Annotated in this window: 21 protein-coding genes; 5 read left to right on the forward strand and 16 right to left on the reverse strand. The window is 45.0% G+C overall.

Annotated elements, in window-relative coordinates:
- The first annotated feature begins 231 nt into the window (after nucleotides 1-231).
- On the forward strand, nucleotides 232-636 hold the full coding sequence (locus KIT51_06085; GenBank protein UYN87821.1) for a hypothetical protein: 405 nt from the start codon (nucleotides 232-234) through the stop codon (nucleotides 634-636).
- Here KIT51_06085 and kdsB read toward each other — a convergent pair.
- Both kdsB and KIT51_06095 read right to left on the reverse strand, forming a co-directional pair.
- Nucleotides 633-1376 (reverse strand): 3-deoxy-manno-octulosonate cytidylyltransferase, encoded by a 744-nt coding sequence (kdsB, locus tag KIT51_06090; protein ID UYN87822.1) that lies wholly within the window; start codon nucleotides 1374-1376, stop codon nucleotides 633-635. The genes KIT51_06085 and kdsB overlap by 4 nt on opposite strands.
- Before the next feature lie 2 nt (nucleotides 1377-1378).
- The gene (locus KIT51_06095; GenBank protein ID UYN87823.1) at nucleotides 1379-2701 is read right to left on the reverse strand and encodes a nodulation protein NfeD; all 1323 of its coding nucleotides are present in this window, start codon (nucleotides 2699-2701) and stop codon (nucleotides 1379-1381) included.
- A 232-nt stretch (nucleotides 2702-2933) separates the two neighbouring features.
- On the opposite strand from KIT51_06095, the gene KIT51_06100 reads away from it, so the two are divergent.
- Complete coding sequence (locus tag KIT51_06100; protein ID UYN87824.1) at nucleotides 2934-3950, forward strand: LysM peptidoglycan-binding domain-containing protein; 1017 nt, start codon at nucleotides 2934-2936, stop codon at nucleotides 3948-3950.
- On the forward strand, nucleotides 3947-5065 hold the full coding sequence (locus KIT51_06105) for an OmpA family protein (GenBank protein UYN87825.1): 1119 nt from the start codon (nucleotides 3947-3949) through the stop codon (nucleotides 5063-5065). Before KIT51_06100 ends, KIT51_06105 begins: the two co-directional genes overlap by 4 nt.
- On the opposite strand, the gene KIT51_06110 is transcribed toward KIT51_06105, so the two are convergent.
- The 7 genes from KIT51_06110 to KIT51_06140 all read right to left on the reverse strand — a co-directional run bounded on the left by KIT51_06110 (nucleotide 5034) and on the right by KIT51_06140 (nucleotide 10510).
- Entirely contained in the window at nucleotides 5034-6131 is a 1098-nt protein-coding gene (locus KIT51_06110) for an alkane 1-monooxygenase (GenBank protein UYN87826.1), read from the reverse strand. The genes KIT51_06105 and KIT51_06110 overlap by 32 nt on opposite strands.
- Nucleotides 6132-6174: 43 nt before the next feature.
- Nucleotides 6175-6783 (reverse strand): LemA family protein, encoded by a 609-nt coding sequence (locus KIT51_06115; protein ID UYN87827.1) that lies wholly within the window; start codon nucleotides 6781-6783, stop codon nucleotides 6175-6177.
- 111 nt (nucleotides 6784-6894) lie between these two features.
- Nucleotides 6895-7380 (reverse strand): phenylacetate-CoA oxygenase subunit PaaJ, encoded by a 486-nt coding sequence (gene paaJ, locus KIT51_06120; GenBank protein UYN87828.1) that lies wholly within the window; start codon nucleotides 7378-7380, stop codon nucleotides 6895-6897.
- Nucleotides 7381-7393: 13 nt separating this feature from the next.
- Nucleotides 7394-8149 (reverse strand): phenylacetate-CoA oxygenase subunit PaaC, encoded by a 756-nt coding sequence (gene paaC / locus KIT51_06125; protein UYN87829.1) that lies wholly within the window; start codon nucleotides 8147-8149, stop codon nucleotides 7394-7396.
- Nucleotides 8150-8207: 58 nt separating this feature from the next.
- The gene (locus tag KIT51_06130; protein UYN87830.1) at nucleotides 8208-8819 is read right to left on the reverse strand and encodes a phenylacetic acid degradation b; all 612 of its coding nucleotides are present in this window, start codon (nucleotides 8817-8819) and stop codon (nucleotides 8208-8210) included.
- A 53-nt stretch (nucleotides 8820-8872) separates the two neighbouring features.
- Nucleotides 8873-9859: a 1,2-phenylacetyl-CoA epoxidase subunit A gene (gene paaA / locus KIT51_06135; protein UYN87831.1), complete on the reverse strand. Its 987-nt coding sequence runs from the start codon at nucleotides 9857-9859 to the stop codon at nucleotides 8873-8875.
- Between the two features lie 57 nt (nucleotides 9860-9916).
- Entirely contained in the window at nucleotides 9917-10510 is a 594-nt protein-coding gene (locus KIT51_06140; GenBank protein ID UYN87832.1) for a TetR family transcriptional regulator, read from the reverse strand.
- Nucleotides 10511-10595: 85 nt separating this feature from the next.
- On the opposite strand from KIT51_06140, the gene KIT51_06145 reads away from it, so the two are divergent.
- Nucleotides 10596-11087, forward strand: a complete 492-nt coding sequence (locus tag KIT51_06145) for a hypothetical protein (protein UYN87833.1) — start codon at nucleotides 10596-10598, stop codon at nucleotides 11085-11087.
- A 114-nt stretch (nucleotides 11088-11201) separates the two neighbouring features.
- On the opposite strand, the gene KIT51_06150 is transcribed toward KIT51_06145, so the two are convergent.
- The 7 genes from KIT51_06150 to KIT51_06180 all read right to left on the reverse strand — a co-directional run bounded on the left by KIT51_06150 (nucleotide 11202) and on the right by KIT51_06180 (nucleotide 17824).
- Nucleotides 11202-12188: a hypothetical protein gene (locus KIT51_06150; protein UYN87834.1), complete on the reverse strand. Its 987-nt coding sequence runs from the start codon at nucleotides 12186-12188 to the stop codon at nucleotides 11202-11204.
- Between the two features lie 6 nt (nucleotides 12189-12194).
- Nucleotides 12195-12929, reverse strand: coding sequence for a hypothetical protein (locus KIT51_06155; GenBank protein ID UYN87835.1), 735 nt, complete (start codon nucleotides 12927-12929; stop codon nucleotides 12195-12197).
- The gene (locus tag KIT51_06160) at nucleotides 12886-13467 is read right to left on the reverse strand and encodes a sigma-70 family RNA polymerase sigma factor (GenBank protein ID UYN87836.1); all 582 of its coding nucleotides are present in this window, start codon (nucleotides 13465-13467) and stop codon (nucleotides 12886-12888) included. Before KIT51_06160 ends, KIT51_06155 begins: the two co-directional genes overlap by 44 nt.
- A gap of 71 nt (nucleotides 13468-13538) precedes the next feature.
- Nucleotides 13539-13967, reverse strand: coding sequence for a carboxypeptidase regulatory-like domain-containing protein (locus KIT51_06165; protein ID UYN87837.1), 429 nt, complete (start codon nucleotides 13965-13967; stop codon nucleotides 13539-13541).
- A 96-nt stretch (nucleotides 13968-14063) separates the two neighbouring features.
- Nucleotides 14064-16454 carry a PspC domain-containing protein gene (locus KIT51_06170; protein ID UYN87838.1) on the reverse strand — a complete coding sequence of 797 codons (2391 nt, stop codon included), beginning with the start codon at nucleotides 16452-16454 and terminating at the stop codon, nucleotides 14064-14066.
- Nucleotides 16455-16479: 25 nt separating this feature from the next.
- On the reverse strand, nucleotides 16480-16821 hold the full coding sequence (locus KIT51_06175; GenBank protein UYN87839.1) for a PadR family transcriptional regulator: 342 nt from the start codon (nucleotides 16819-16821) through the stop codon (nucleotides 16480-16482).
- Between the two features lie 148 nt (nucleotides 16822-16969).
- Nucleotides 16970-17824 carry a sulfotransferase family 2 domain-containing protein gene (locus KIT51_06180; GenBank protein UYN87840.1) on the reverse strand — a complete coding sequence of 285 codons (855 nt, stop codon included), beginning with the start codon at nucleotides 17822-17824 and terminating at the stop codon, nucleotides 16970-16972.
- On the opposite strand from KIT51_06180, the gene KIT51_06185 reads away from it, so the two are divergent.
- On the forward strand, nucleotides 17816-22921 hold the full coding sequence (locus tag KIT51_06185; protein UYN87841.1) for a hypothetical protein: 5106 nt from the start codon (nucleotides 17816-17818) through the stop codon (nucleotides 22919-22921). The genes KIT51_06180 and KIT51_06185 overlap by 9 nt on opposite strands.
- The last annotated feature ends 31 nt before the right edge of the window (nucleotides 22922-22952 follow it).

The raw sequence follows: 22952 nt of genomic DNA on the forward strand, positions 1-22952 counted from the left end.
TCCATTCGTAGTGGTTGTTGGTGGTAAATATTTTTTGCCGGCACCGGTATGCCTTTTTATCAAGTCGGGCACTTAGCCTGATTACTTTTTTACCTTTGAAAAGCCCCGACAGACGGTTGGGGCTTTTTTATTTTGTGACCTTACGCAAACGATCCGGAAAAGGTTACACGAATGGGTATTGAAGATTGGCCTCATAGTTGTGTAAGTGAGTATAAACCAAATTCAATGTTTATGAAACGGTTTATTTTCTTCCTCTTGCTGCTGGGGTTGTCAGCTTGTGAGTTTTATTACACCGAACCAGTATACGATTCCCGCGATCGAATCATCGGGCGATATGACATGGAAGAGTATAGTGAAACCTATAATGATTTTACCCGCTACACAATTTGGATTGAACGATCGGGCAGAAGTTCTGATGCTATTTGGATTGATAATTTTTACGCGGTGAATATCCGCGTACGGGCAACGATCAATTACGATAAGGTTACCATACCAAGGCAAACCGTAAACGGCTATGAAGTAGAGGGTGTAGGTACGGTTTATGGAAACCGGGTTTCGTTTAGCTATCGTGTACGCGATGTTTACAATAACTATCGTACCGATTTCCTGAATGGTACTGCCTATAAAGATTTTTAAGCTTTAAACAGAGCAAGGGCTTTTCTGAGATCATCGGGTGTATCGATCCCGATGGTCTCTTGCAAGGTTTCCGCAACTTTAATATTAAATCCATTTTCCAGCCACCGAAGCTGCTCCAATGATTCAGCTTTTTCTAAAGCTGATGGAGGAAGATTGGTCAGCTTTTCAAGAACATCAGTACGGTAAGCATACATTCCAATGTGTTTGTAAAATGTATGTGCACTCAGCCATTGACCGTGTTCAATATTCCGAATGTGTGGAATGGGTGAACGGCTAAAGTATAATGCATGGTTTGCAACCGAACAAACTACTTTAACAGTATTGGGATTGGTAATTTGTTCACTATCCGATATTTTTTTTTTCAAGGTTGCGATTTCTGTGTTTCCATCCAGTAACGATGCCAGTAAGTCTATCTGCTCCGGTTGAATAAAAGGTTCATCGCCTTGAATATTGATAACGTAATCGAATGGTTTTTTTTGAAGGGTAAGCGCCTCAAAGCAACGATCTGTTCCGCTTACATGGCTTTCACGGGTCATGCAAACATCTCCACCAAATGTTTTAACATGATCATAAATAAGGTTGTGATCGGTTGCTATAACAACCGTAGTCAATGACTTTGCTTTTTTAGCTTGTTCATATACCCGTTGGATCATGGATTTGCCACCCACATCAGCCAAGGCTTTGGCTGGAAAGCGGGTAGAGGCGTAGCGGGCGGGGATTATTCCGAGTATGGCAGGCATTTCTAAATTTTTTTGACCCGTAATGAAGTAGTTTCGTCATCCAACACCTCTATGGTATCTCCCTTCTCAATAAACTCGCCCCTGGTAAAAGCATCATACAAGTGGCCGTCAATCATAACTTTTCCTCCTGGACGCAATACCGTGTGGGCTATGCCTTGTTTACCTTTTAGGGAAGTAACAGAGGGGCTTACGGTAAAACCTTTTTCCCGTTCCTGGGTATCGGTGAGGGCAACCCGCTTGAAAAATTTTGAACTGGATAAGCGGGCTCCTCCGGCAAACAACAGGATAATACCACCCAACATTCCGCCAAAAGTTGCTGCTACTGCGTAGAGTAAATCGTTGGCTGGAACAAAGTTGAAATCAAATGCATCGTTATTGATCATGATAAGGATTAGCGAAATCACTGTTAAGGATATGCCCGCAATACCGGCAACTCCAAACCCGGGCAACACAAAAATTTCAACACCAATTAAGGCAAGCCCTGCAAACAGCGCTATAATCTCCCAGTTTTCTGCAAGTCCGTTTAAGTAGTAAGGAACAAGATACAGTACAAGGGCAATGGCGGATGCTAAAATCGGGAAACCCACGCCCGGTGTTTGCAGTTCAAAGTAAATGCCGCCAATAATAATCAGGATGAGGATGCCGCTGATAAAAGGGTTCAGGAAAAAAGCTATGATCCTGTCGGCTGGCCGTAATTCAAATTTGATAATTTGATAGTTATCAATGTTGTTGCGTTTCAGGATTTCTTCGATGGACTCCACTTTCGCCTCGCAAAATCCATGTTTAATGGCCTCAGAGGTTGAGAACGTAATAATTTGACCGGCTTGCGTTACACTGTCAATCGCAATATCTTCATCAACCATGCCTTCAGCAATGCGTGGGTTTCTTCCTTTTTCTTCAGCGGTTGACCGCATGATGGACCGCATGTACGATTGATATTTGTCCGGGGCCTTTTCACCGGTTCCGGTAACCACGGTAGCCGCGCCAATACTGGCTCCGGGCGACATATAAATACTATCGCAGGCAATGGAAATCAGGGCACCGGCTGAGGCGGCATCGGAGTTGATAAATACCCATATCGGTTTTTTGAATTTCATGATCTTATCAACAATTTCTTTGGCATCGGTCAATATGCCGCCATAGGTATCCATTTCGATAATAACCACATCTGCTTCAATTTTTCGGGCGTTGCTTAAGGCCAATTCCACATAGCGATTGGTGCGGGGATCAATTTCACTCTTGATTTCCATTACCATAACCTTGGTTTGTTGCGCCCGGGCTGCAAGGCTGGTCAAAAGAATAAGTCCGAAAAGGAGGTACTTCATGTGAATGCTAAAAGTTTTGAAGGTAAATACGCACAAAATTAACCATAATACAACCCGGCTGGTTCCTTCTTGTTCGGGCCAAGGGTAGGTTTTTTCCTGCCCGTTGATTTGGCTGCATATTTGATTACAGCTAATACAAAGGTGGGAAGGTTTATGCCAGGAACCTTTTTTCAGCCTTCAAGTTTGTGTAATTTCGTATCAAATAAGTAAACGACAGGTTCGTTACAGAGGTATGTTTAAACTTTTGGTAATAACCGGTCTCTCATTTTTTAATCCCCGGGCCGACTCGATTGGGATAGAGACCATAAACGGCAAAACTTTTATTGTTCACCAGGTGAGCGAGAAGGAGACTCTTTACGCTATTTCAAGGCGCTATGGTGTTACGGTGAACCAAATCCTGGAGTTCAATAAAACCGCTGATGCCGGATTAGAAATCGGGCAAATATTGAAAGTTCCGTATGTACCAAAACCGAAGGTTGCCAAAGGTACAACCCTACATAAAGTGGCCGAAAGAGAAACCCTTTTTTCAATTTCAAAAATATACGGTGTAACGGTTGATGAACTAAAACAATGGAACAACCTATCCGATAATACGTTGGCGCTCGGGCAGGAGCTTGTGATTAAATCAACCAATACAACAAACAATGTTTTATCCTCCCCGCCCGACCTGCAACCAAAATCCTTGCGATTAGTACATACCGTTGCCGAAAAAGAAACACTGTTCAGCATTTCACGTCAGTATGGTGTAACGGTGCAACAGCTTAAAGAATGGAACAACCTGACTACTGAGGCACTCCACATCGGGCAAACACTTTTTTTGACGCACCCGGTTTACTCAGGAGAGGAGAAAGTGACTAAAATACAAACTGAGGTGACACCGCCAACACAAGTACCTGAGGTTAAGCAACCGGAAGTAAGGGTTACATCGGTTGAAGAGAAGAGCCCGGTTATAACCATTTCCGAATCGGTAACCAATAAAGATGAAGTGAAGCAATCGGGTATTGCCGAATTGATTGACGGAACAGAAGCCAACCGAAAATACCTCGCACTTCATCGTACGGCACCGGTAGGTACCATCCTTAAGGTCCGTAATGAAATGAACAACCGCGAAGTGTTTGTTCGTGTTGTGGGCAAACTTCCGGATACAGCGCTTACGGATAAACTGATTATAAAAATCTCAAAATCAGCTTACGACCGGTTAGGTGCCATCGATCCACGCTTCCGGGTTGAGGTCACATACTATAAATGAAGCGATGTGTAGCGGGTTTTATTTTATTTATCCGGGCAGTAAGCCTGGTTAGTCAAAACCTTGTACCAAACCCAAGCTTTGAGGAATTAATCCGGTGCCCGCATAGTTTTTCAACTACCCGTAACGATTTTATGGTGCCCGGTTGGACATCGCCTACCAAAGGTACCCCCGACTTGTTTCATGCCTGCAGCTGGGGAGAGGCTGATGTGCCGTACAATTGGGCCGGATCATCGAATGCCAAAACAGGTAAGGGGTATGCAGGAATTTATGTTTGGATGAGCACCGGCAGCAATTACCGCGAGTATATTCAATGTGAAATAGCCGAGCCCCTAACGGCCAATGCACGCTACCGCATATCATTTTTCTTTAAGCTGGCATCCAATTCTGTTTATACGATTAATCGAATGGGTTTAGCATTAACAACCGAAAAAATTGAGTTTAACCACGATCGTGTGATTGATCTTGTGCCAACATTATCTGTTGAAAAGGACACTGCCCTGGATATGGCAACAGGAAAATGGGAAGAGGCTTTGCTGGAGTATACGGCAACCGGTGGTGAGCGCTACCTGACGATCGGTAATTTTTTTAATGACAAGTTAACCAAACATGCCCGTTTATCGCATCGCATCGGTAGTAATAGTATGCTGGCTACCAGTGCATATTATTATGTGGATGATGTATCGGTTACACCACTTGATCCATTGCCTGTTGTTTCCTCAAGCCAACAATTTCAGTCGGAGAATATTGAATTGAACAAGGATTATATACTGAAAAATATCCAGTTTGAATTTGACAGCTACACACTGTTGAAATCTTCGCACCCGGAACTGGATGAAATAGTCAACATCCTGATGGAGAATCCGGCTTTTCAGGTTCGTTTATCAGGTCACACAGATTTCGTTGGTTCAGATGATTACAACCTGCTGCTTTCAAGAAACCGGGCACGCAGTGTTGCCGATTATTTGATAACAAAAGGCATTAAACCAGAGCGCATTAGTTCTTTTGGCTTTGGCAAATCACGGCCGCTGGTAAACGAACAAACCGAAAAGGCCAGGAGCCTCAACCGCAGGGTTGAAATTCGGTTTACTGAGGAACAGCCTGCTGATAAATTTTAGTGGACCAATTTTCGAGGCGTGGGTTCATAAACGCAAACCAGAGAGGCGGTATTAGCGCCATCAGTATCATGGTAGGGTAGCCGTAAGGAAGCTGTGGGCTTTCATTGTAGTGGTTCAGTACCTGGTAACGCTTTATCGCATTGGCGTGGTGGTCGGAATGACGTTGCAGTTGAAATAAAAAAAAGTTACTGATTAAATGGCTGGCATTCCATGAGTGTAATGGATTCACACGTTCATACTTGCCAGGGGCAACTTGTTTTCGCACAATGCCATAGTGTTCAACATAATTCACTAATTCAAGCAACGTAAAAGCGAAAAAACTTTGCGCAAATAAAAATACAGGAATTTGCCAGCTTGCATAACCGGTTAGGTAATGTGTAACAAGCATTAAGGTTCCGCAAAATAAAACCGGTAGTACGGTAAACCAGATCATGCTATTTTTCCAATGGAAAGCGGAGATCCCTTTTTTATGCAGGGATGATTTTTCATGGCCCCAGGCATGCCAATAGCCAACAAAAACAGAACGAAACCAAAATGCATAAAAGTTTTCGTTCTTTCTGGCTGTTGCCGGGTCTTCCGGTGTGGCTACGTAAACATGGTGCCCGCGGTTATGTTCAATATAAAAGTGCATGTAGCAAACCGTCATCAGCAAAAGCTTACTGTAAAATCGTTCAAGGGATGACTTTTTATGGCCTAATTCATGCGCTACGGTTATGCCAATTCCCCCTGTAACTAATGAAAAGCTAAGCACAAAGCCTGCCCATTCTGGCAAAGATTGGAGTTTGCCTTGGGTAATGGCATAACATCCCCACACTACGAAAAGCAATTGAACGTATGTCCAGATGTAGGTAACAAAGCGGTAATACTTTTCTTCGCTGACAAGTTTCATCTGATCGGCCTCAACATTGGAAGTGTCTAGCCCGGTCAGGTGGTCAAGTATTGGAATGATAATAAAGGCAAAGGCTACGGCCATAAAATTCCAGGCACCGCCTGCATAATAACCAAGTATAACTAAGGCAGGCAGGATAAAGGCTGTAAAAAAACCTATCTTTTTAAAACTTCCCATAAACGAAATTTACAAAGGCGGGTTCGAAATTCCGAGCGATAGATTAATCGGAAGCTATTTGAAATACCGGTTTCCTTTCGATGGTTGTGGTGTTATCGATTTCTTTGAGGTGTTCCTTGTTTACCAGGATGAACTTATTGTACTGGTTAACTACCGCATCATAAGCTGAGCGGTAGTTTTCCACCCGTTGTTCGGCTGTCCTGATGTCTTCCACCAGATTTTGCATGGTGGTGTTATAGGCATAGGCTGAATACGATTCGGCCAGTACAACCAGTTCGGTCACTAATGAATTGGAGGCAAAATCATACTCATCAACTACATCTGAATTGCCAAGGCTTTTGGGTGTGTAACGAATCCTTTTGAGTTGTTCGATGCGTTGATCGAGTGCTTTTAATTTATCGGCATCAAACTGTCCGGTAACTTGTAGTTCGTGCACGAGGTAGTGCATGGACTTGATTTTTTTATTATCGTCATTGATCATCAGGTTCCAGGAAGTTAGTATACTATCCTGCAGGTTCAGGTATACCTCGGTAAGTGAATCGGTGATGGAAAAGGCAGAAGCCATTTCGCTGGTGTTTCTGGAAGTACATCCACTTCCATAACCTACCAGGCCAATCAGCGCTACCCTTATTAAAAACTGATACTTTTCCATACCGGACACTCTATCGAATACGGCCGAAAGTAATAAAAGTTATGACCAGCTTAGTGACAATTGTCATGCAGGTGCTAAAATCATGAAAAATAGCAAAAACCACTGCTTTATTTAAAGAGGCTTGAATTGTTCAAAGGCCTCCTGGCAGTTATTACAATAATGTATAGACCGGCACAGGGTTGGGCCAAATGGGTTTTTTAGTTCGGTATTGGTGCCATTGCAGCGTGGGCATTGGGCATATTCCAGTATATCGATATCGGTAAACAGGTTTCCGGATGGGGGCGGGGCAAGCCCAAATTTTTTCAATGCCAACCTGCCTTTTGTGGATATCTTATCGGAGGTCCAGGGCTCTTTAAAGGAGATGTTCACATTAACCTTACTGATCCCTTTTCGGTTCAAAACTTCAATAACATCCTGTTTCATCATGTCCATGGCCGGGCAGCCAACAAAGGTTGGCGTCATTTCAATATAAACGGCCTCATTTTCAGTTTTTACATCGGTAATAACCCCAAGATCGACCAATGACAATACGGGTATCTCCGGATCTTTTACCTCTTCCAACCAGCTTTTGATTTCTTCTACTGAAAGGTTACCCATGGTTGTTGATTTTTTACCACTCGGCTGTTGGATCAATATTAAACACCTCGCTCATTTCATCCAGCAAAGGCTGAAGGTGCTCGCTGTGTTTTCCGTTTCTTCCGCCAAGAATGGGCTGCGTTGTTTTCCAATCCGGCAAATGAAGTTGTGTTTGGTTAATAACCTCTTCCACTTTGGTCAACCACCTTTCTTTAAGCGTTTGTTCTCCACCAAAAATGCCTTCGGCAATGAGTTCCTGTTCATAAGGTGATTCTTCAAAAATACCCAAGGCATAAGGAAGGGTGTACTCAAGTGAACGTTGAAGCCTTCTAATGCTTTCTTCGGTGGCACTGCCAAGTTGTTTTACCCAGGTGTTGGCATGCAGGGTGTGGTAGCGAAGTTCGGCTCGGATTTTAACGGCCAGTTCTGCCAAAGGAGAATACGATGATTGCATAAGCATTTCGAAGCGGATGATCTCTGCAGTGTCGTAAAGGAAATGACGGATCAGGCTGAAATCATATTCGCCATTGGGAAGCTCCGTGAAAATGCAATTGTGAAACTGGTCGGCATTTCGGGTAAAGGCAATTGTATCCGGCTCCTGTTCACCCAACGAATGCAAAATGGAATATATGGCATGACTTTGTCCCACTTTATCTTGTGCCATGGAAGAAAAGGCAATGTCTTCTTCCAGCAAAGGACCAAAGCCTGTCCATTCCGAGTTACGGTGACCGAGGATCAATTGATCATCGGCTATTTTATAAAGGAGTTCTTTTAACGCGAGAGTATTCATGGTTGTTTTGAAATAGCTTTCCGGTCCTGTCTTTCAAATTTTGTGAGCCAAAAGACTTTTAATTTTTTTGCCTGTCCAAAAATTCTGTCAGTTTATCGCCCGCCTTGTATGCTGATGCATCCCTGAATTTCTTTTCGGGCAAGGTTAACCATAGTTCTTGTTCTTCGGGTTTTGTAAACCTGATATCGCTGGTGCGAATGGCCCAAAGGTTATAAATGACTTTACCGGTATTGTAAACTTTTTTGGCTTCACTCATGGCTTCCTGAGGGGTAACGGCTTGCACCGTTCCGGCATGGATGTGTTGTTTTCCACGCTTTATAAGTTGATAAATTTCGTACGCTATTTTTTCTCCGGGCTGTGCCGGTATTTCATGAATAAATTCAAAAACACTCGTGTTCCCCTCCGTCATGGGTGATGTATAAACATTCCTGGTATCGACCACATAAATGGAAACACAGGTAAATCTTCGGGTAAAGGCTTCCTTGGCCAGTACAAAAGCTAATTCCAGGTTGGGTGCATGTACGATGCCTTCATGCTGAAAGGGTTTACCTTCTTTTGGTTGAACAAAAACCTCAAAAGTACCAAACTGATCAAGTGGGGCTTTTGGCTCCACCTGCCCGGGTTGCCCAATTTTTGGGAGTCGCTTAACTCTTGGATCTAATGAATTCATAGTTGGTTACGAGCAATAGCTTGAACGGCAAACAGCTTAGTAACGGAACACCGTCAAGCTAACGGAGTAACATAAGTGGTTTTGGGGGACTTTAATGCCTCGCGCACCCATCGGCCACGCGCTTCGGCTATCCTTCGTACTTCAAGGCGTTCTTTGTTGCAAGGGCCATCTCCATTAATCACCCGCTTGAATTCCTCCCAATCAGGTTCGGTATATTCCCAGCGGCCGGTTTCTGTATTTTTCTTCAGGTTAGGATCGGGTATGGTAAAGCCAAGCTCCCATATTTTGGGCACGTACATATCCAGGAATTGATTGCGCATATCATCGTTGGATGACATTTTTACTTTCCACTTCATCAGTATTTCTGTATGGGCCGAGATTTTATCGGAAGGCCCAAAAAAATGCATCATAGGAGCCCACCACCGGTTCAAGGCTTCCTGAAACATTTCGCGTTGCTTATGGGTGCCGGTAGCCAGGTATATTACACAGTGGTGGCCGTACTTTAAATGGAAGGATTCTTCAGCACAAATCCGGTCGAGCGCGCGGCAGTAAGGTCCATAACTTCCTTTTGCATTGGCCAATTGGTTTACAATAGCCCCCGCATCTACCAGCCAGGAGATAAAGCATGAATCAGCCCATGTAAAGGCAGGATAGTTAAAGATGTTGGAGTATTTGGATTTTCCGGTGATCAGGTCGTTGATCATTTCTTCCCGCGATTTCCCCAGGGTTTCGGCAGCGCTGTACAGTAATTGGGCGTGACCGACTTCATCCTGAACTTTTGCCATAAGCGAAAGTTTACGTTTAAATCCGGGCGCACGTGTAATCCAGGTGCCTTCCGGAAGCGCGCCAATGATTTCACTATGCGCGTGCTGTTCGATCATGCGAATGAGTTGCTTTCGGTAGAGCTGGGGCATCCAGTCGGTGGGTTCAATTTTTTCGCCCCGTTCAATGCGGGCTTCAAATTCGGCCAGCTTTATTGGGTCTTCCTGGGCCAGGCCATCAGTTTTTATACCTTCAAAGGTGTTGCCTCCTCCATACATAGTCGGAAAAATTTAATATGAGCAAAACTAACAACTGTTAGTGGAAGAACAAGGTGGCTATCCTTTTTGTTTCAACCCGTTAATAAGCATATCGGCTAATTGCTGCCCAAGGTTTTCGGGTTCAATGGTGCTGTCGGGGCTAAACCATGCAGGCATCCAGTTAAGTGATGAGAAGAGCGTCATCACGGCCAGTTTGGTATCTATTTCTTTTCTGAAACCACCGCTTGATATACCCTCTTCAATTATGGTTTTAAACCGGTTGATGTAGTTGATGCGCAACAAGAGGAAATCGCGTAAGTAGGGCTGGCTTAAATGGCGGTGTTCGTTCATAAACACGGCAGAGGCGGTAAGGTCGCGGGCCATAACTTTTACGTGCCCGATTATACCCAACCTTAGTTTTTCGCTGGCCGAAACGTTTTTCTTCTCCACCTCCAGCAATGAGGCCCTGAAATCGGCAGCCATATCAAAGCAAAGGGTACGCAGGATTTCTTCTTTGGATTTGATGTGCGAATACAAACTGGCAGCTTCAATACCCAGCTTTTGGGCGAGGTCGCGCATGGAAGCAGCCGAGTATCCTTTCTCCTTGAAAAGCTCTGCGGCCATCCGGATTACCTGCTCTTTTCGCGAAAGATTTGAAATTGCTTCTGCCATAGATTCTAACCTTCAAAAATATAAGAAAATAGTTACACGCTGAAACTTCCTTTCTATAATTTGCCTGACAGAATGAACTGATTCAATGAACTATCACTCCCTCGGGCAATACTTTTATAAATTGTACGCCATACTCTTCATAGTGATGTTGGTGCCTATCCTTTTCTTTATTCTTTTATATCAGGCCTTGCGTGTAAAGATGGTTACAACGCCAGGTCATTTATTTCCTGCGGATTATACCTCCCTTGTAGCTGGCATTGCAGTTTGTGTTGTGTGGGGTGTAGCGTTTATGGTTTTTTACAACAGGCTAAAGGCTATTCGAAAGGTAGTTAGTTTGGGTGAACGTTTAAGCCGGTATGCTAACCTAACTATCGTACGTTCAGTTTTATTTTCGCTTGGCTTGCTCATGCTTACGGTGGGTTATTTTTTTTCTGAGAACCCATGGCTGACAATTGCTTTTATGACTAGCTTATTTATACCCGCTTTTTTTTGGCCTGTACCCGCCCGTGTTTGCCGTCATCTTAAATTAAAGGCCGATGAACGGATGATGGTGTATTACAAGATGGATGATCTCTGATGGTTTATTGAAAAATGTGAATGTCCTGCAAATGCCTTTGGATGGAGTACGAATAAAAAAACATGTCGTTCAGGAATAACCCGAACGACATGTACCCAAGAGCGTCAGTTCTTTTTAAAAAATGACACCAAAACTAAATGCATTTAACTTAGGGTTATCAACTTTGTTGGTACTGAACAATTCATTCAGGTCGTAATTGAAAAAGAAATCAGTAGAACGGATGCCGAGTTGCACACGAACACCATACCGAAAATTGTTGAGGTAAAAATTGTCGCGGTTTTTATCTTTTTCACGTCCTCCGTCACTATACACCTGTTTAGAATGGCTGCCTAGCCTGTACCCTGCATACGGCCCTGCACCAATCCGGAATGAGCTGCCGTATGCGTTCCACATGCGTGTTTTTTTACCGCGTCCGCCAAAATCAAGCATCGGGATAAAGGATATGTTGGCATAGGTTCCGGTAAGCTTGCTTTTAATAAAGTTTGCATCGCGCGGGTCTTCTGAAAATTGAACTCCATCTTCTGTTTTTGAAAGAAGGATATTGTCTTTTTGAAATTTGAAGTTGTACCAGCTTAATCCTGCACCCCACTCAATGAAGAGCTTACCGCCTACGTGTGTGTGCTGTACAGAGTTAATGCCCACATACCACGACCCCCACGGGCGCACGGCATACAATTCGTTGTTGTCATCCGGAAATTTTCCTTCGTTCAGGTAGTTGTTTACGCCAAGATCGAAGTTTATGGAGTGGCGGCTCCTACGGGCGTACCGAATGCTGCGTTCTTTGCGCCATTGCTCATCGTTGTCGTCATTATCCCAGGTAATAACCTCGTACTCACGCCTGATCTCTGGTTGCTGGGTAACGGGCTCTTGTACCGGCTCGGTTTGAGTTTCCGTTGGCTTGCTTTCAATCCGGTTTAGAATATCGGTGAACAGCGCCTGGAAATCATATTGCCTGAGTGTTGGTAAATCCTTTCGGTCTTTAATGGTAAAAACCACCCGACTGGTTTTGGCCAGTTCAACCACTACGGTGTCGGGTTTCTGTTGGGCATGTGCCGTCAGCATCAGGCCAAGGGTAATCAGTGTTAAAAAGAATGTCTTCATCTCGTTTTAATTTTTTTTCGATTGTTGCTTTTTTTCATCAATGAAATTCAGCGCAAAAATTTCATCTTTCATCTGCCTCAGATCGCCTAGCGCATGCTCACCGTTTTTCAGGTTATACGCTACGCTCATCAGCATTTGCATACGAGATGATTTTTTTTCTTCCTGGGTTGCTTCAGGTTCAGGTTGTTGGCGTAAATATTTTTGATTTACTTCATCGGCCGTCAACACCAGGTAAACACTGGTTGATGAGTTATCCAACGTGTTGTCCGTTTGTGCCAACAATAATCCTGTGTTTACAATTTCTGTGTCAGGCAGAAATTCTTCCGGTTGCTTTTCTGCTTCAGTGTGCTTCGGAATAGAGGTTGCAATTGCCTCTTTAATTTTTTCTCTTTCAGTTGAAGTTGAAATTTGACTTTCTTCAGCCAATAAATGTTCAGTATTTGAGGACTTATCATTGGTTGTTATGTCGGGCACATGGTTCTTACTGTTTTCCTGATGTGCTGTTATGTTGCTTTGATTTTGTTCAGCGGAAATATTCCAAAGCATGACTGACGCCACCGAAAGCAAAACTAACCCTGCAGCAATTTTGAGCCATAGCAATTTTTTGCTGGGTTTAGCTAAACTGGCTTCAATACGGTTCCACGCATCAGCCGAAGGCTTGAGCTGAAAGTGCTCCAGCTTATCGTGGAATAATTTGTCAGGTTGTTGTGTCATGGCGTTGTTGTTGAATAGTCCAGTCACGTTCTGTTAAAAGCTTTTGCAGGTAGGTTCGGGCACGGCTTAATTGCGATTTGGATGTGTTTTCGCTTATGCCCAGTTGTTCGGCTATTTCTTTATGCGAGTAACCGTCAATAGCATACAGGTTAAAGACCATGCGGTACCCAACCGGTAACTCCTGTATCATGTTCATCAGGTCTTCGGCTTCCAGGTGATCGGTTATGCTGTTATAGTCTGGTTCGCGATCGGCCACTTCCAGTTCTGTTTCCAGGTACATGGAGCGGTTACGCCTAAGGTAGGTGAGGGCTTCATTTACGACCACCCGCCTGATCCATCCCTCAAAACTCCCCTCGTTTTTAAACTGATCGATCCGTTCAAATACCTTGGTAAAAGCTGTTACCAGTACATCTTCGGCATTCATGGAGTCCTTAACATACCGATAGCATATGGCGTACATTTTTGACGAATAGGTGTCATAAAGGCGCTTTTGCGCCTGTTGATCGCGCTTTTTGCACCCTTTTAACAGTTCCTCTTCAGTAGCCCGGTAAATTTTAAATTCCATTTAAACGGTTCGCCAATAAGATGGTAAATGCCTGCGGCAGGTTGCATGGGGTAGTTAAAAAATTAACAACCTTAATAAGCCGCTTCGTAATCAACCCGGATTGTAATTTCGGTGAATTGCCCGGGCTTAACAATAACGCAGTTTATGCGGTTTTGGCTGTCAAAACGGTTGGCAAAAAGGCCATTCTTTTCTTTAATAAAGATGGAATATTCACCGGGTGGCAAGGTGGCTTTGAAAAATCCATTTTTTGCACTTTTAACCTTCTTCACGAGTACCGTCTGGATGTGGTAGAAAAAAACGCCATCCATTGAGGCCTGAGTAAGTGTTGTAGCCTGATAGACCAGTATCTCACGTTTTATACCCAAAGGTTTGCTGGCAGGTCCATCCGGACCCGGCATTTGATTTCCGCTTACCCACTCAACTTTACCCTTAATGCCTTGCTGGCCTAGTAAAGAAATGGCGGGCAAAACCAGTATGAGTGCAAGTAAAAGTTTTTTCATAGGGCAAGTTAGCTCACTTAAAGAGTGAACCGATAACCATGCCGATGAAAAAGATGAAAATCAGGAACAGTAAAATAAGCATAGGGTATGATGGGTTTAGTCTTTAATTACTTCGGTGGGGTTGCCTTTATAACTCACTTTGCTGGCCAGGCCTTCGTCAATTTCCAGCCGGCCGATAACGTAAACCCTGGCCTTGGAAGCGCCACTGGCTTCCACCAGCGCATCTTTAACCTTAAAGTCATAACCATCAAACTTCGATGCCCCAATGATTTTGGCATCCATCTTTGTTCCTTCACCGGAAAGCGAAAGTTCGGAGGCGCCACTTAAATACAAGGCCAGGTTACGGGCATTCACATCGGCTTTCACTTTTATAGCACCCAGTACTTTTATTTTCAGGTTGTCTTCGGTAAATCCGTTCACAAATACTTTACCGGCCCCTTTCAAATTAATTTTATCTACTTCGGGCATGGTAATGTTGATTTTCATTTCTTCAAACCGCAACGGGTTTTTCCTTAACCTGAACCTTTTCTCGTCCGAGTAATCAATAACCAGCGTGTTTCCCATGCGCACCACCTTATACTTTTCTTTCTCCGATGCAGGGCCAATCAGCTCAACTTCATATCCGTTTCCTTGCTTGATATACAAATCAAACAGTCCGCTGATCTCCAACTCATTAAAATCGGTCAGGTTGCTTGTTGTTACACCATCGGTTTCATCAATGTCGTTTTCCCAATCCTGATCCTCGAAGGATGATTCACTGCGTTGTTGTTCCGGGCATGTGGTGCAGGTTAAGTAGCCATCTTTACCGATAACCCACGTATTGCCGTTGCGGCTATCGCGATCGATATACTGGTTAACCAGTCGCCAGATGTCACCATCCAGCACAAACGGGTAGTCGTACGGGATGTAGAGTGTAAGGTTTAAACGCTGGGCACGGAAGATTGCGTCATCTTTAAAGCGAATGTTTGAATCAAACGTGAGGATGGAATCCTGTTGGGCAACCATATACTCGACCATTTGCGCATTCTCGATTGCTTTTAAGCGCGAGCTGCCGCGGGCTTCAAACAGTTGTACCAGTTTTAACGAAGTGCCTTCATATCCTTTCAGGGTTAGCGAAGTTACTTTGTAGTCATCAAGCCCGGTTTCGCGCATGTTGAGCACGGCTGTTTTGCCACCCAAGTCATAGGTTTGCTCTACTTTGGTTTCACCATCCTCCCTAAAGGCAATGGCAATTTTGGGAACGGAAAAGCTCAGCACAATTATGGACAGGAAGAACATAATGAACATGCTCCAGCCCACGGCTGCACCAAACACAATGCGGTTAGCGATGGTTGAAATACCCAACAGCATAATGATAATGCCGGGGATAAGCCCACCGATAAAGGCCATTACTGCGGTAATGGGTGGTACGGCCCTGCTAAAAGCTTCCATAGGCAGGCTAACATCCTGCCAGCCCACCCATGCGGAAGAAAATGTAAACAATCCGAACAACGCCCCACCGGCAATAAGCACGGATAAAACCAGGCTAAGCCCAAACAGCATAATGAAAATACCGATACCCACGCGCAATACATCGGCAATAGGGTCGATGATTTTGCCCAACCCGGTTAGCACCCAGCCAATGGCACGGAAAGGGAACAACAGAATTTTGGTGATTACACTTTCTTCTTCGGCTGGTTGTTCATCCTGGCCTTTTTTTATGTTCGATTCGATATTGGAAAGGGTAACCGGCTCGCCTTGCATTTGCATTTTATCGGTTATGGATCGGGCCTCGGGCACCACGATCCAGAACACGATGTAGGCAATAAACCCAATGCCTCCGAAAAATGCTGTTATTATAAAGATCAACCGGACGATGATGACATCCATTTTCAGGTACGCAGCCAGCCCGCTGGCCACTCCGCCAATCACTTTTTTATCGGTGTTGCGAAAGAGCTTTTTGGTGATGGTGGGTTCTTCCAGGTCATCGGAGCCCGGCACGATAATCCATAGTACCACATAGGCGATAAGGATGATACCATACGCAAAGGTGAGGAGCGCGAACAGTAGCCTGATCCACACCGGGTCCACATTAAAGTAATTGCCCAGCCCGGCACAAACCCCACCCAATATTTTGCGTTTCTGGTCGCGCATAAACTGCCGCGAAGCGGTTGATGAATAGCCGGTGCTCTCTGATTTCTTTTCATCACGTGGTGCATCGGCCTGGGCATAGTCTTCCTGTTCGGCTGCCTTAAAGTCGCTTACGCTGCCCATGGTGGCTTTCAGGTTGTTTACATCTTCCAGCGTAATAACCTGCTTGCCTTCGTTGAGCTTGCCCAGGAATATTTCAGCAATCCTGCTTTCAATGTCGGGCAGTATTTCGCTGCTATCCTCGAAAGTGGAAAAGTATTTGTTTATGGAGTCCAGGTATTTTTTCAGGACTTCGTATCCATCTTCTTCAATGTGGAAGATGATGCCGCTGATGTTGATACTGATATTCTTTTTCATAGTAATCGCAAAGTCAGGAGTTGGTTTACAAAGTTGTGTTGGCTTTTGAGGTAATCATTTCCGTTGAGTGGATGAGGCCTTCCCAGGTCTCGGTAAGTTTTTCCAGAAAATGCCTTCCTTCCAAAGTAAGTTTGTAGTATTTGCGAGGAGGCCCTGCTTTGGACTCTACCCATTTATATTCCAGCAACCCGGAGTTTTTCAATCGTGTCAGCAAGGGGTAGAGTGTTCCCTCCACCACAATCATTTTTGCGGCCGTAAGTTCGTCCAGCATATCGGAGGCGTAAACTTCGCCCCGCGATATTATATGAAGGACACAGTATTCCAAAATGCCCTTCCGCATCTGCACTTGTGTATTTTCAAGATCCATAATTCACCAATTTTTTCCAGTTAAGCCTTCTAACGAAGAAGTACTGTGCATGACCAAGTACTAAGCCAAAAAAGATAAAATTTTTTAAAAGCGCTTAATTTGAGCTGATTTCAATGATTTTTTACCCTGATCGTTAAAGGAAAAAACTTTAGCGAGCGGTTTTCTGGTCATAACCGTACACCCTAAAATCAAAAGCGTACATTCTTCGGATGGCGTTCAGCGTGTTATCGCTGCATTCAACGGCCATCGTTTCGGGTGATTTGTTCAGGTGCGGGAGCGCCAGGTTAAATGGATGAAGAAATTCCTGTAACCGTTCGGGTTCTTCCAGTTTAAACACGCTGACGTTTATCCGTTTTTGCTGATAAGGTTTTAAAAACAGGTATTGTGGTTTGAAGTGCTGGTCTTTAAACCGGTCGGGTATGCGGCTTATTCGTGCAATGAATTCATCAAACGATAGGGGTCTGGGCAAAATGCCACCTAAATAGTTCTGGTAAATAAATGGTTTGTTTGTGTCGGTAGAAAAAAAATCGCGGTAAACAGAAATTATGCGATCAACCGGATTTCGTACCACCGTAAATCCCGTAAAAGTTTTAAGTTGATCCGGTAATGAAGTTTGCAGCCAGGCATCTGCCAGGAAATTGATTTGGGTTGAATTAAATGATTCGTTTTTTAGGTTGGGTGTGATAAGGTTCAGCATTTCGCTGCTTACAGATGTACTGGCAGCTTTCGGTATGCGTACATAAAATAGTTTTTGATTAGTGGCCACGAGGTGCCCTGCTTTTTTCTGATAAGCACGTTTAACAAAAGCAGCAGTACCGATCAGGTTTGCTACTACAGGGTAACGGATGAACCATGGTGACGATGATGGTGGACTGATTGATCGGGGTAGAAAGTGCCCCAATTCCAGCAGGTTACTTTTTCTCCACTCATAAAAATCAAACGGTTCAGCCCTCCAATGGCTTTTGTTGACCAACAATGCAGCTAATGAAATCAGATGAGGCACGTGACATTACAGGTTACCGAAATATACTATCCGAAAGACAAAACCTTTTACTTAATTAGCCTATCCGGTATAAAACCCAAACCTGCCGTATATTGCAACGTGAAGAAGTTGGTGATCAGGAGAATACAACCTTTTTGGAAGCGTTTCGGGCTTATTATCACCGCCTGCTTGCTGTTCTTTCGGGTTAGTGCCCAGGTAGGCAACGAGTGGATTCAGTTTAACCAGTTCTATTTTAAAATCCCGGTAGCGCAAACCGGCCTTTACCGCATTACGCATGCCGATTTACAATCAGCTGGTTTTCCGGTAGGTTCTGTTGACCCCCGCAGACTTCAGCTTTTTCATCGTGGCGTTGAGCAGGCCATTTATATAGAGGGCGAAAATGATGCGGTGTTCAACCCCGCTGATTACATTGAATTTTACGGCCGCAAAAATGATGGCACCTCCGATACGGAACTCTATAAACCCGCCAGTACGCAGCCGCACGTGTACTACAATCTCTACAGCGATACCACGGTTTACTTTTTAACGTATAACAACCTGGCGGTGTTGGGCAAGCGCATACCTAAAACCTGGGAAGTAAACGTAACCAGCATTCCGCAGCAAACTGCGCACACCGATGAAAAGTTACTGGTCAACACTCAACAACATTCCGATGGCATTGCATACCAACAGTATATTCGCAAAACATCGTTTGATGTGGGCGAAGGATGGACCGGTATTATGCTTTCGCAGAACCAAACCATTGATTATGTACTGGAGGGATTGACTAATGGTGTACCGGCATCGGGCCTCCCGCAACTGGAAGTGATGGTTGCCGGACGCGCAGAAATTTCAACACCCCATCGCGCAGAAATTTATGTTGGCCCAACCGTGGCGGGTTTGCGGTTGGTCGCTACCCGTGATGTGGTAAACTTCAACGTTGAAAAAATCAACCAACCTATAAACTGGACAGATATCGGTGCCGATGGGCGCATGACAGTGCGCTTGCGTGTGTTGGCTACCGGAACGGCTGCACGCGCCAGTGTTTCCTATGTTAAAATCAATTACCCGCAAAATTTTGATGCCGCTGGTGCTACTGAAAAATATTTTCAGCTTGCGGAAAATGCCTCCGGTAAATCATTTATTAACCTAACCAACGTGCCGCCCAACAGCCGCTTGTTTGATGTTACCGATCCGGCCAACGTGCTGTGGTACCAACCACCGGCCTCCGTGTTTAACCCGGTGATTTCCAATACAGAAGTTTCGCGGAAACTTTTCTTAACCAATACAACACGTTCGGTTACCGGGATAAAACGTGTAACCTTCCGCAACATCAATGCAGCACAACACAATTACCTTGTTATCAGTCACCCGATGCTGATGAAACCTGCCGGTGGATACAGCGATGTAGTGCGCGCATACGCAGGTTACCGCGCTTCGGAAGCTGGTGGTTTGTACGATACGCTGGTGGTTGATATCCACCAACTCTACAACCAATTCAACTACGGTGAAATTTCCCCGATGGCCATTCACCGGTTTATGAAATACATGGTGAACAATGGCGCCCCAAAACATCTGTTCATCATCGGTAAGGGATTGGATTGGTCGCTCAACTATCATCGCAACCCGGGCGCATCGGCCTTTGCAATTTATAAAGACCTGGTTCCTTCAGCCGGCAAACCGGCTTCCGATATGTACTACACCATTGGCCTGGGGGGCACGGTGTACGAACCAGCAGTTGCCACCGGAAGGATTTCGGCCACAGCACCCGCACAGGTAGCCGCTTACTTAAACAAGGTTAAGGAAATGGAAGCCTTGCCCTTTGATGCGCTGTGGCGAAAAAATATTATACACCTGAGTGGCGGGCTTACTCCGTTCGAAACCACGTTGTTCAGGAATTACCTGGAAGGATATCAATCTATTGCTGAAGATTTTTACCTCGGTGGCCGTGTTAAGGCGCAAGCCAAAAACACGACTAATGTTGGCGAGCTTATCAACATATCCGATGAAGTGAACAACGGATTAAACCTGATTACCTTTTTCGGGCACTCCTCACCGGAGACCAACGATTTTGAAGTGGGCTTTGTAACCAACCCCGCCTTGGGTTACAACAACCCGGGCAAGTACCCGATGTTCCTGATCAACGGCTGCAACGCTGCCGATTTTTTTACCACCGCCATTCGCTTTGGTGAAGATTGGGTGCTGGCGAACAACCGCGGGGCTACCGGTTTTATGGCGCACACATCCTTTGGCTATGCCAATACCTTGCGATTTTATTCTGAATTGTTTTACCGCTTGGCTTTTGCCGATTCTGTTTTTATGGGCAAAGGCGTGGGCGAAATACAAAGGGAAGTGGCCAGGCGGTATATGGAAACCCAGTTTCCCAGCGAGGGCAACACAACGCAGGTTAGCCAGATGTTGTTGCTGGGCGATCCGGCTGTAAATGTTTTTGGTGCTGCCAAGCCGGATTATGAAATAAACAATGCTAACGTAGTTGCGGAATCAACAAATGGAGAGCCGATAACTGCACTCAGTGAATCGTTCAGGCTTATTATACTGGCACAAAACTTTGGCCGAGCAAAAGAAGACTCCATCCATGTTCGGGTAACACGCATTTTCAACGATAATTCAACGGAAACCTACGATACCCTGTACCCACCAGTTCTGTATCGCGATACGCTGGCGTTTACCATCCGGCAGCAACGCAATAAAGGATTTGGAAATAATATTTTTCAAATTGAGATCGATCCGTTTAACCTGTTGCCCGAATTGAACAACGAAAATAATTCAGCCAGTTTTAACCTGTTCATTCCGCTTAACGTAACTAAAAACCTTTTCCCGTACGATTATGCCATTGTAAACCAACCCGCCACTACGCTCACGTTTTCAAGCACCGATATATTGGGCATTGCACGAAATTTTGAAGTAGAGGTTGATACGGTAAACACGTTTAACAGTCCATTTAAAAAAGCTTTTACCGTAAATGGTGTTATCGGTGAACAACCGATTAGTTTGCTTGCACAAGATTCATTGGCGTATTATTGGCGCACACGCTTTAAAGAGCCGCAGGAAGGTGAAGTGGCCGAGTGGGTAAACTCATCATTCACCTATATAAACAATGCACCACAAGGCTGGGCACAAGTTCACTTTCCGCAGTATGCAAAAAATCAATCGTTTGGATTAGTACAAGATCCGCAGCTTCGCACCTTCGGTTATGTGGAGTCAGTGTTGAGTTTTGATATTCTTACTTATGGTGCTGACCATCCTGCACCCTATACTGATGTTTCGGTTAAAATCAACAGTGCCGAATACAACCCGGCCGACCTGGGCATTAAGTGCCGCAATAACACCATTAACCTGATTGCATTCGATAAGCAATCTACCATTCCCTACACCGCTGTACTCTTCAACCCGTTTGATGGCCGTGCGTGCGGCAGACGGCCGCAAGTAATCAACAGCTTTACAACGGCCCAACTGCAAACCGGTTTAGGCAATGACATTTTTTCTTATATGCAAAACGTGCCCGAAGGCGATTCGGTGGTGTTGTTCACTATTGGTGATCCGGGCGTGGCCTCATGGTCAGCTTCCATCAAACAACAATTTGAAGCCCTGGGCATTTCGGCCGCGCAACTTAATGCCATCCAGCCCGGAGAGCCCGCAGTGATTTTTGGCAAGAAGGGAGCCGCCCCAGGTTCAGCCCGTGTGTTTAAGGCAACAGGTTTACCTGTTAACCAGCAGCTACTCAATGTAAGCGGTACCATTACCGGCCGGTTCGATTCCGGTACCATGACCTCCACCCTTGTCGGCCCGGCACAACAATGGCAAAATCTTATAACACAGGCACGCGTTTCGGAACTGCCGCAAACAGATACCTATAGTTTTGATGTGGTTGGCCTTACGCTAACCGGTGATGAACAAGTATTGTTGAATGATGTAACCGGCACGGTTGATCTTTCTTTTGTTGATGCCGGGGAGTATCCGTACTTAAAAATTATTTACAAAACCAGTGATGAAGTAAACCTCACGCCACCACAGTTGAAGAAATGGATGGTGTTTTACACTCCGGTTGCCGAAGGGGTATTGTTATTTAACGGCTCTATTGAACAGCAACACTTGCAGGAAGGAGAAGTATGGACAGGCGTGTATGGTTTTAAAAACATTTCGCAACATGCATTTACCGATTCCCTTACGGTGCAGTTCGAAATGGTTAACGCTGCCAACCGCACGGTTGCCCGGCAGTATTCAAAAATAAAAGCGCCAGCACCGGGCGAAACCACTTCTTTTTCGGTGCAGCCAGAAACCATTAACAAAGCCGGTTTAAACGATGTGCATGTTTTTGTGAACCCCCGGTTAGTACCCGAGCAGTATTACGAAAACAATGTGTTAAAGCTAAGCCAATACCTGAAGGTACAGGCCGATGTGTTTAACCCGGTACTGGAGGTTACAGTAGATGGCCGATACCTGGCTAATGGTGATTTTGTTTCGCCTGATCCGGAAATTGCGATCACCCTGTGGGATGATAACTCTTTTATCCGGAAAACCGATACGGAGGGCATGAAGATAAGGCTTACCTGGCCGGGCGCCACTACCGCAACGGATATTACCTTCGATCGGGACGATGTGATGTGGTTTCCGCAGAGCGATACTGAGCGCTTTCGTATCGTATTTACACCACAAAATTTACCTGAAGGCTTGTATACTTTAGCCGTTGAGGCGCGTGATGTGCGCAACAACAACAGCGGGGTTGTGCCCTACAGCATTCAGTTTAGGGTTACCTATGAAAGCGGTATTATGTTGTTGCCACCTTACCCCAACCCATCGTCAACCGAAGTGCGCTTTGAGTTGGTAATTACCGGTGACATGATACCCGACTATGCCCGCCTGCAGCTTATTTCTGCTACCGGCACACCGGCCGCTTCAATTGATGTTACACAGTTCTATATTGGCACCAACCGCATTACCTGGAGTGGGGCCAATGACCAGGGCCATCCATTGCCCGGTGGTTTGTACATTTATAAGCTTACGCTGGTGAAAGATGGCCGCGAACTTTCCATACAGGTTCCGGCCGGTCAAACCTTTTTTAAGGGCGGGTATGGCAAGGTTTTGTTGAGGCGTTAGGCCCCCTAATTATAAATACATTCCCGGTGGA

This window comes from Cyclobacteriaceae bacterium (assembly GCA_025808415.1).
In the GTDB taxonomy this organism is placed as follows: domain Bacteria; phylum Bacteroidota; class Bacteroidia; order Cytophagales; family Cyclobacteriaceae; genus UBA2336.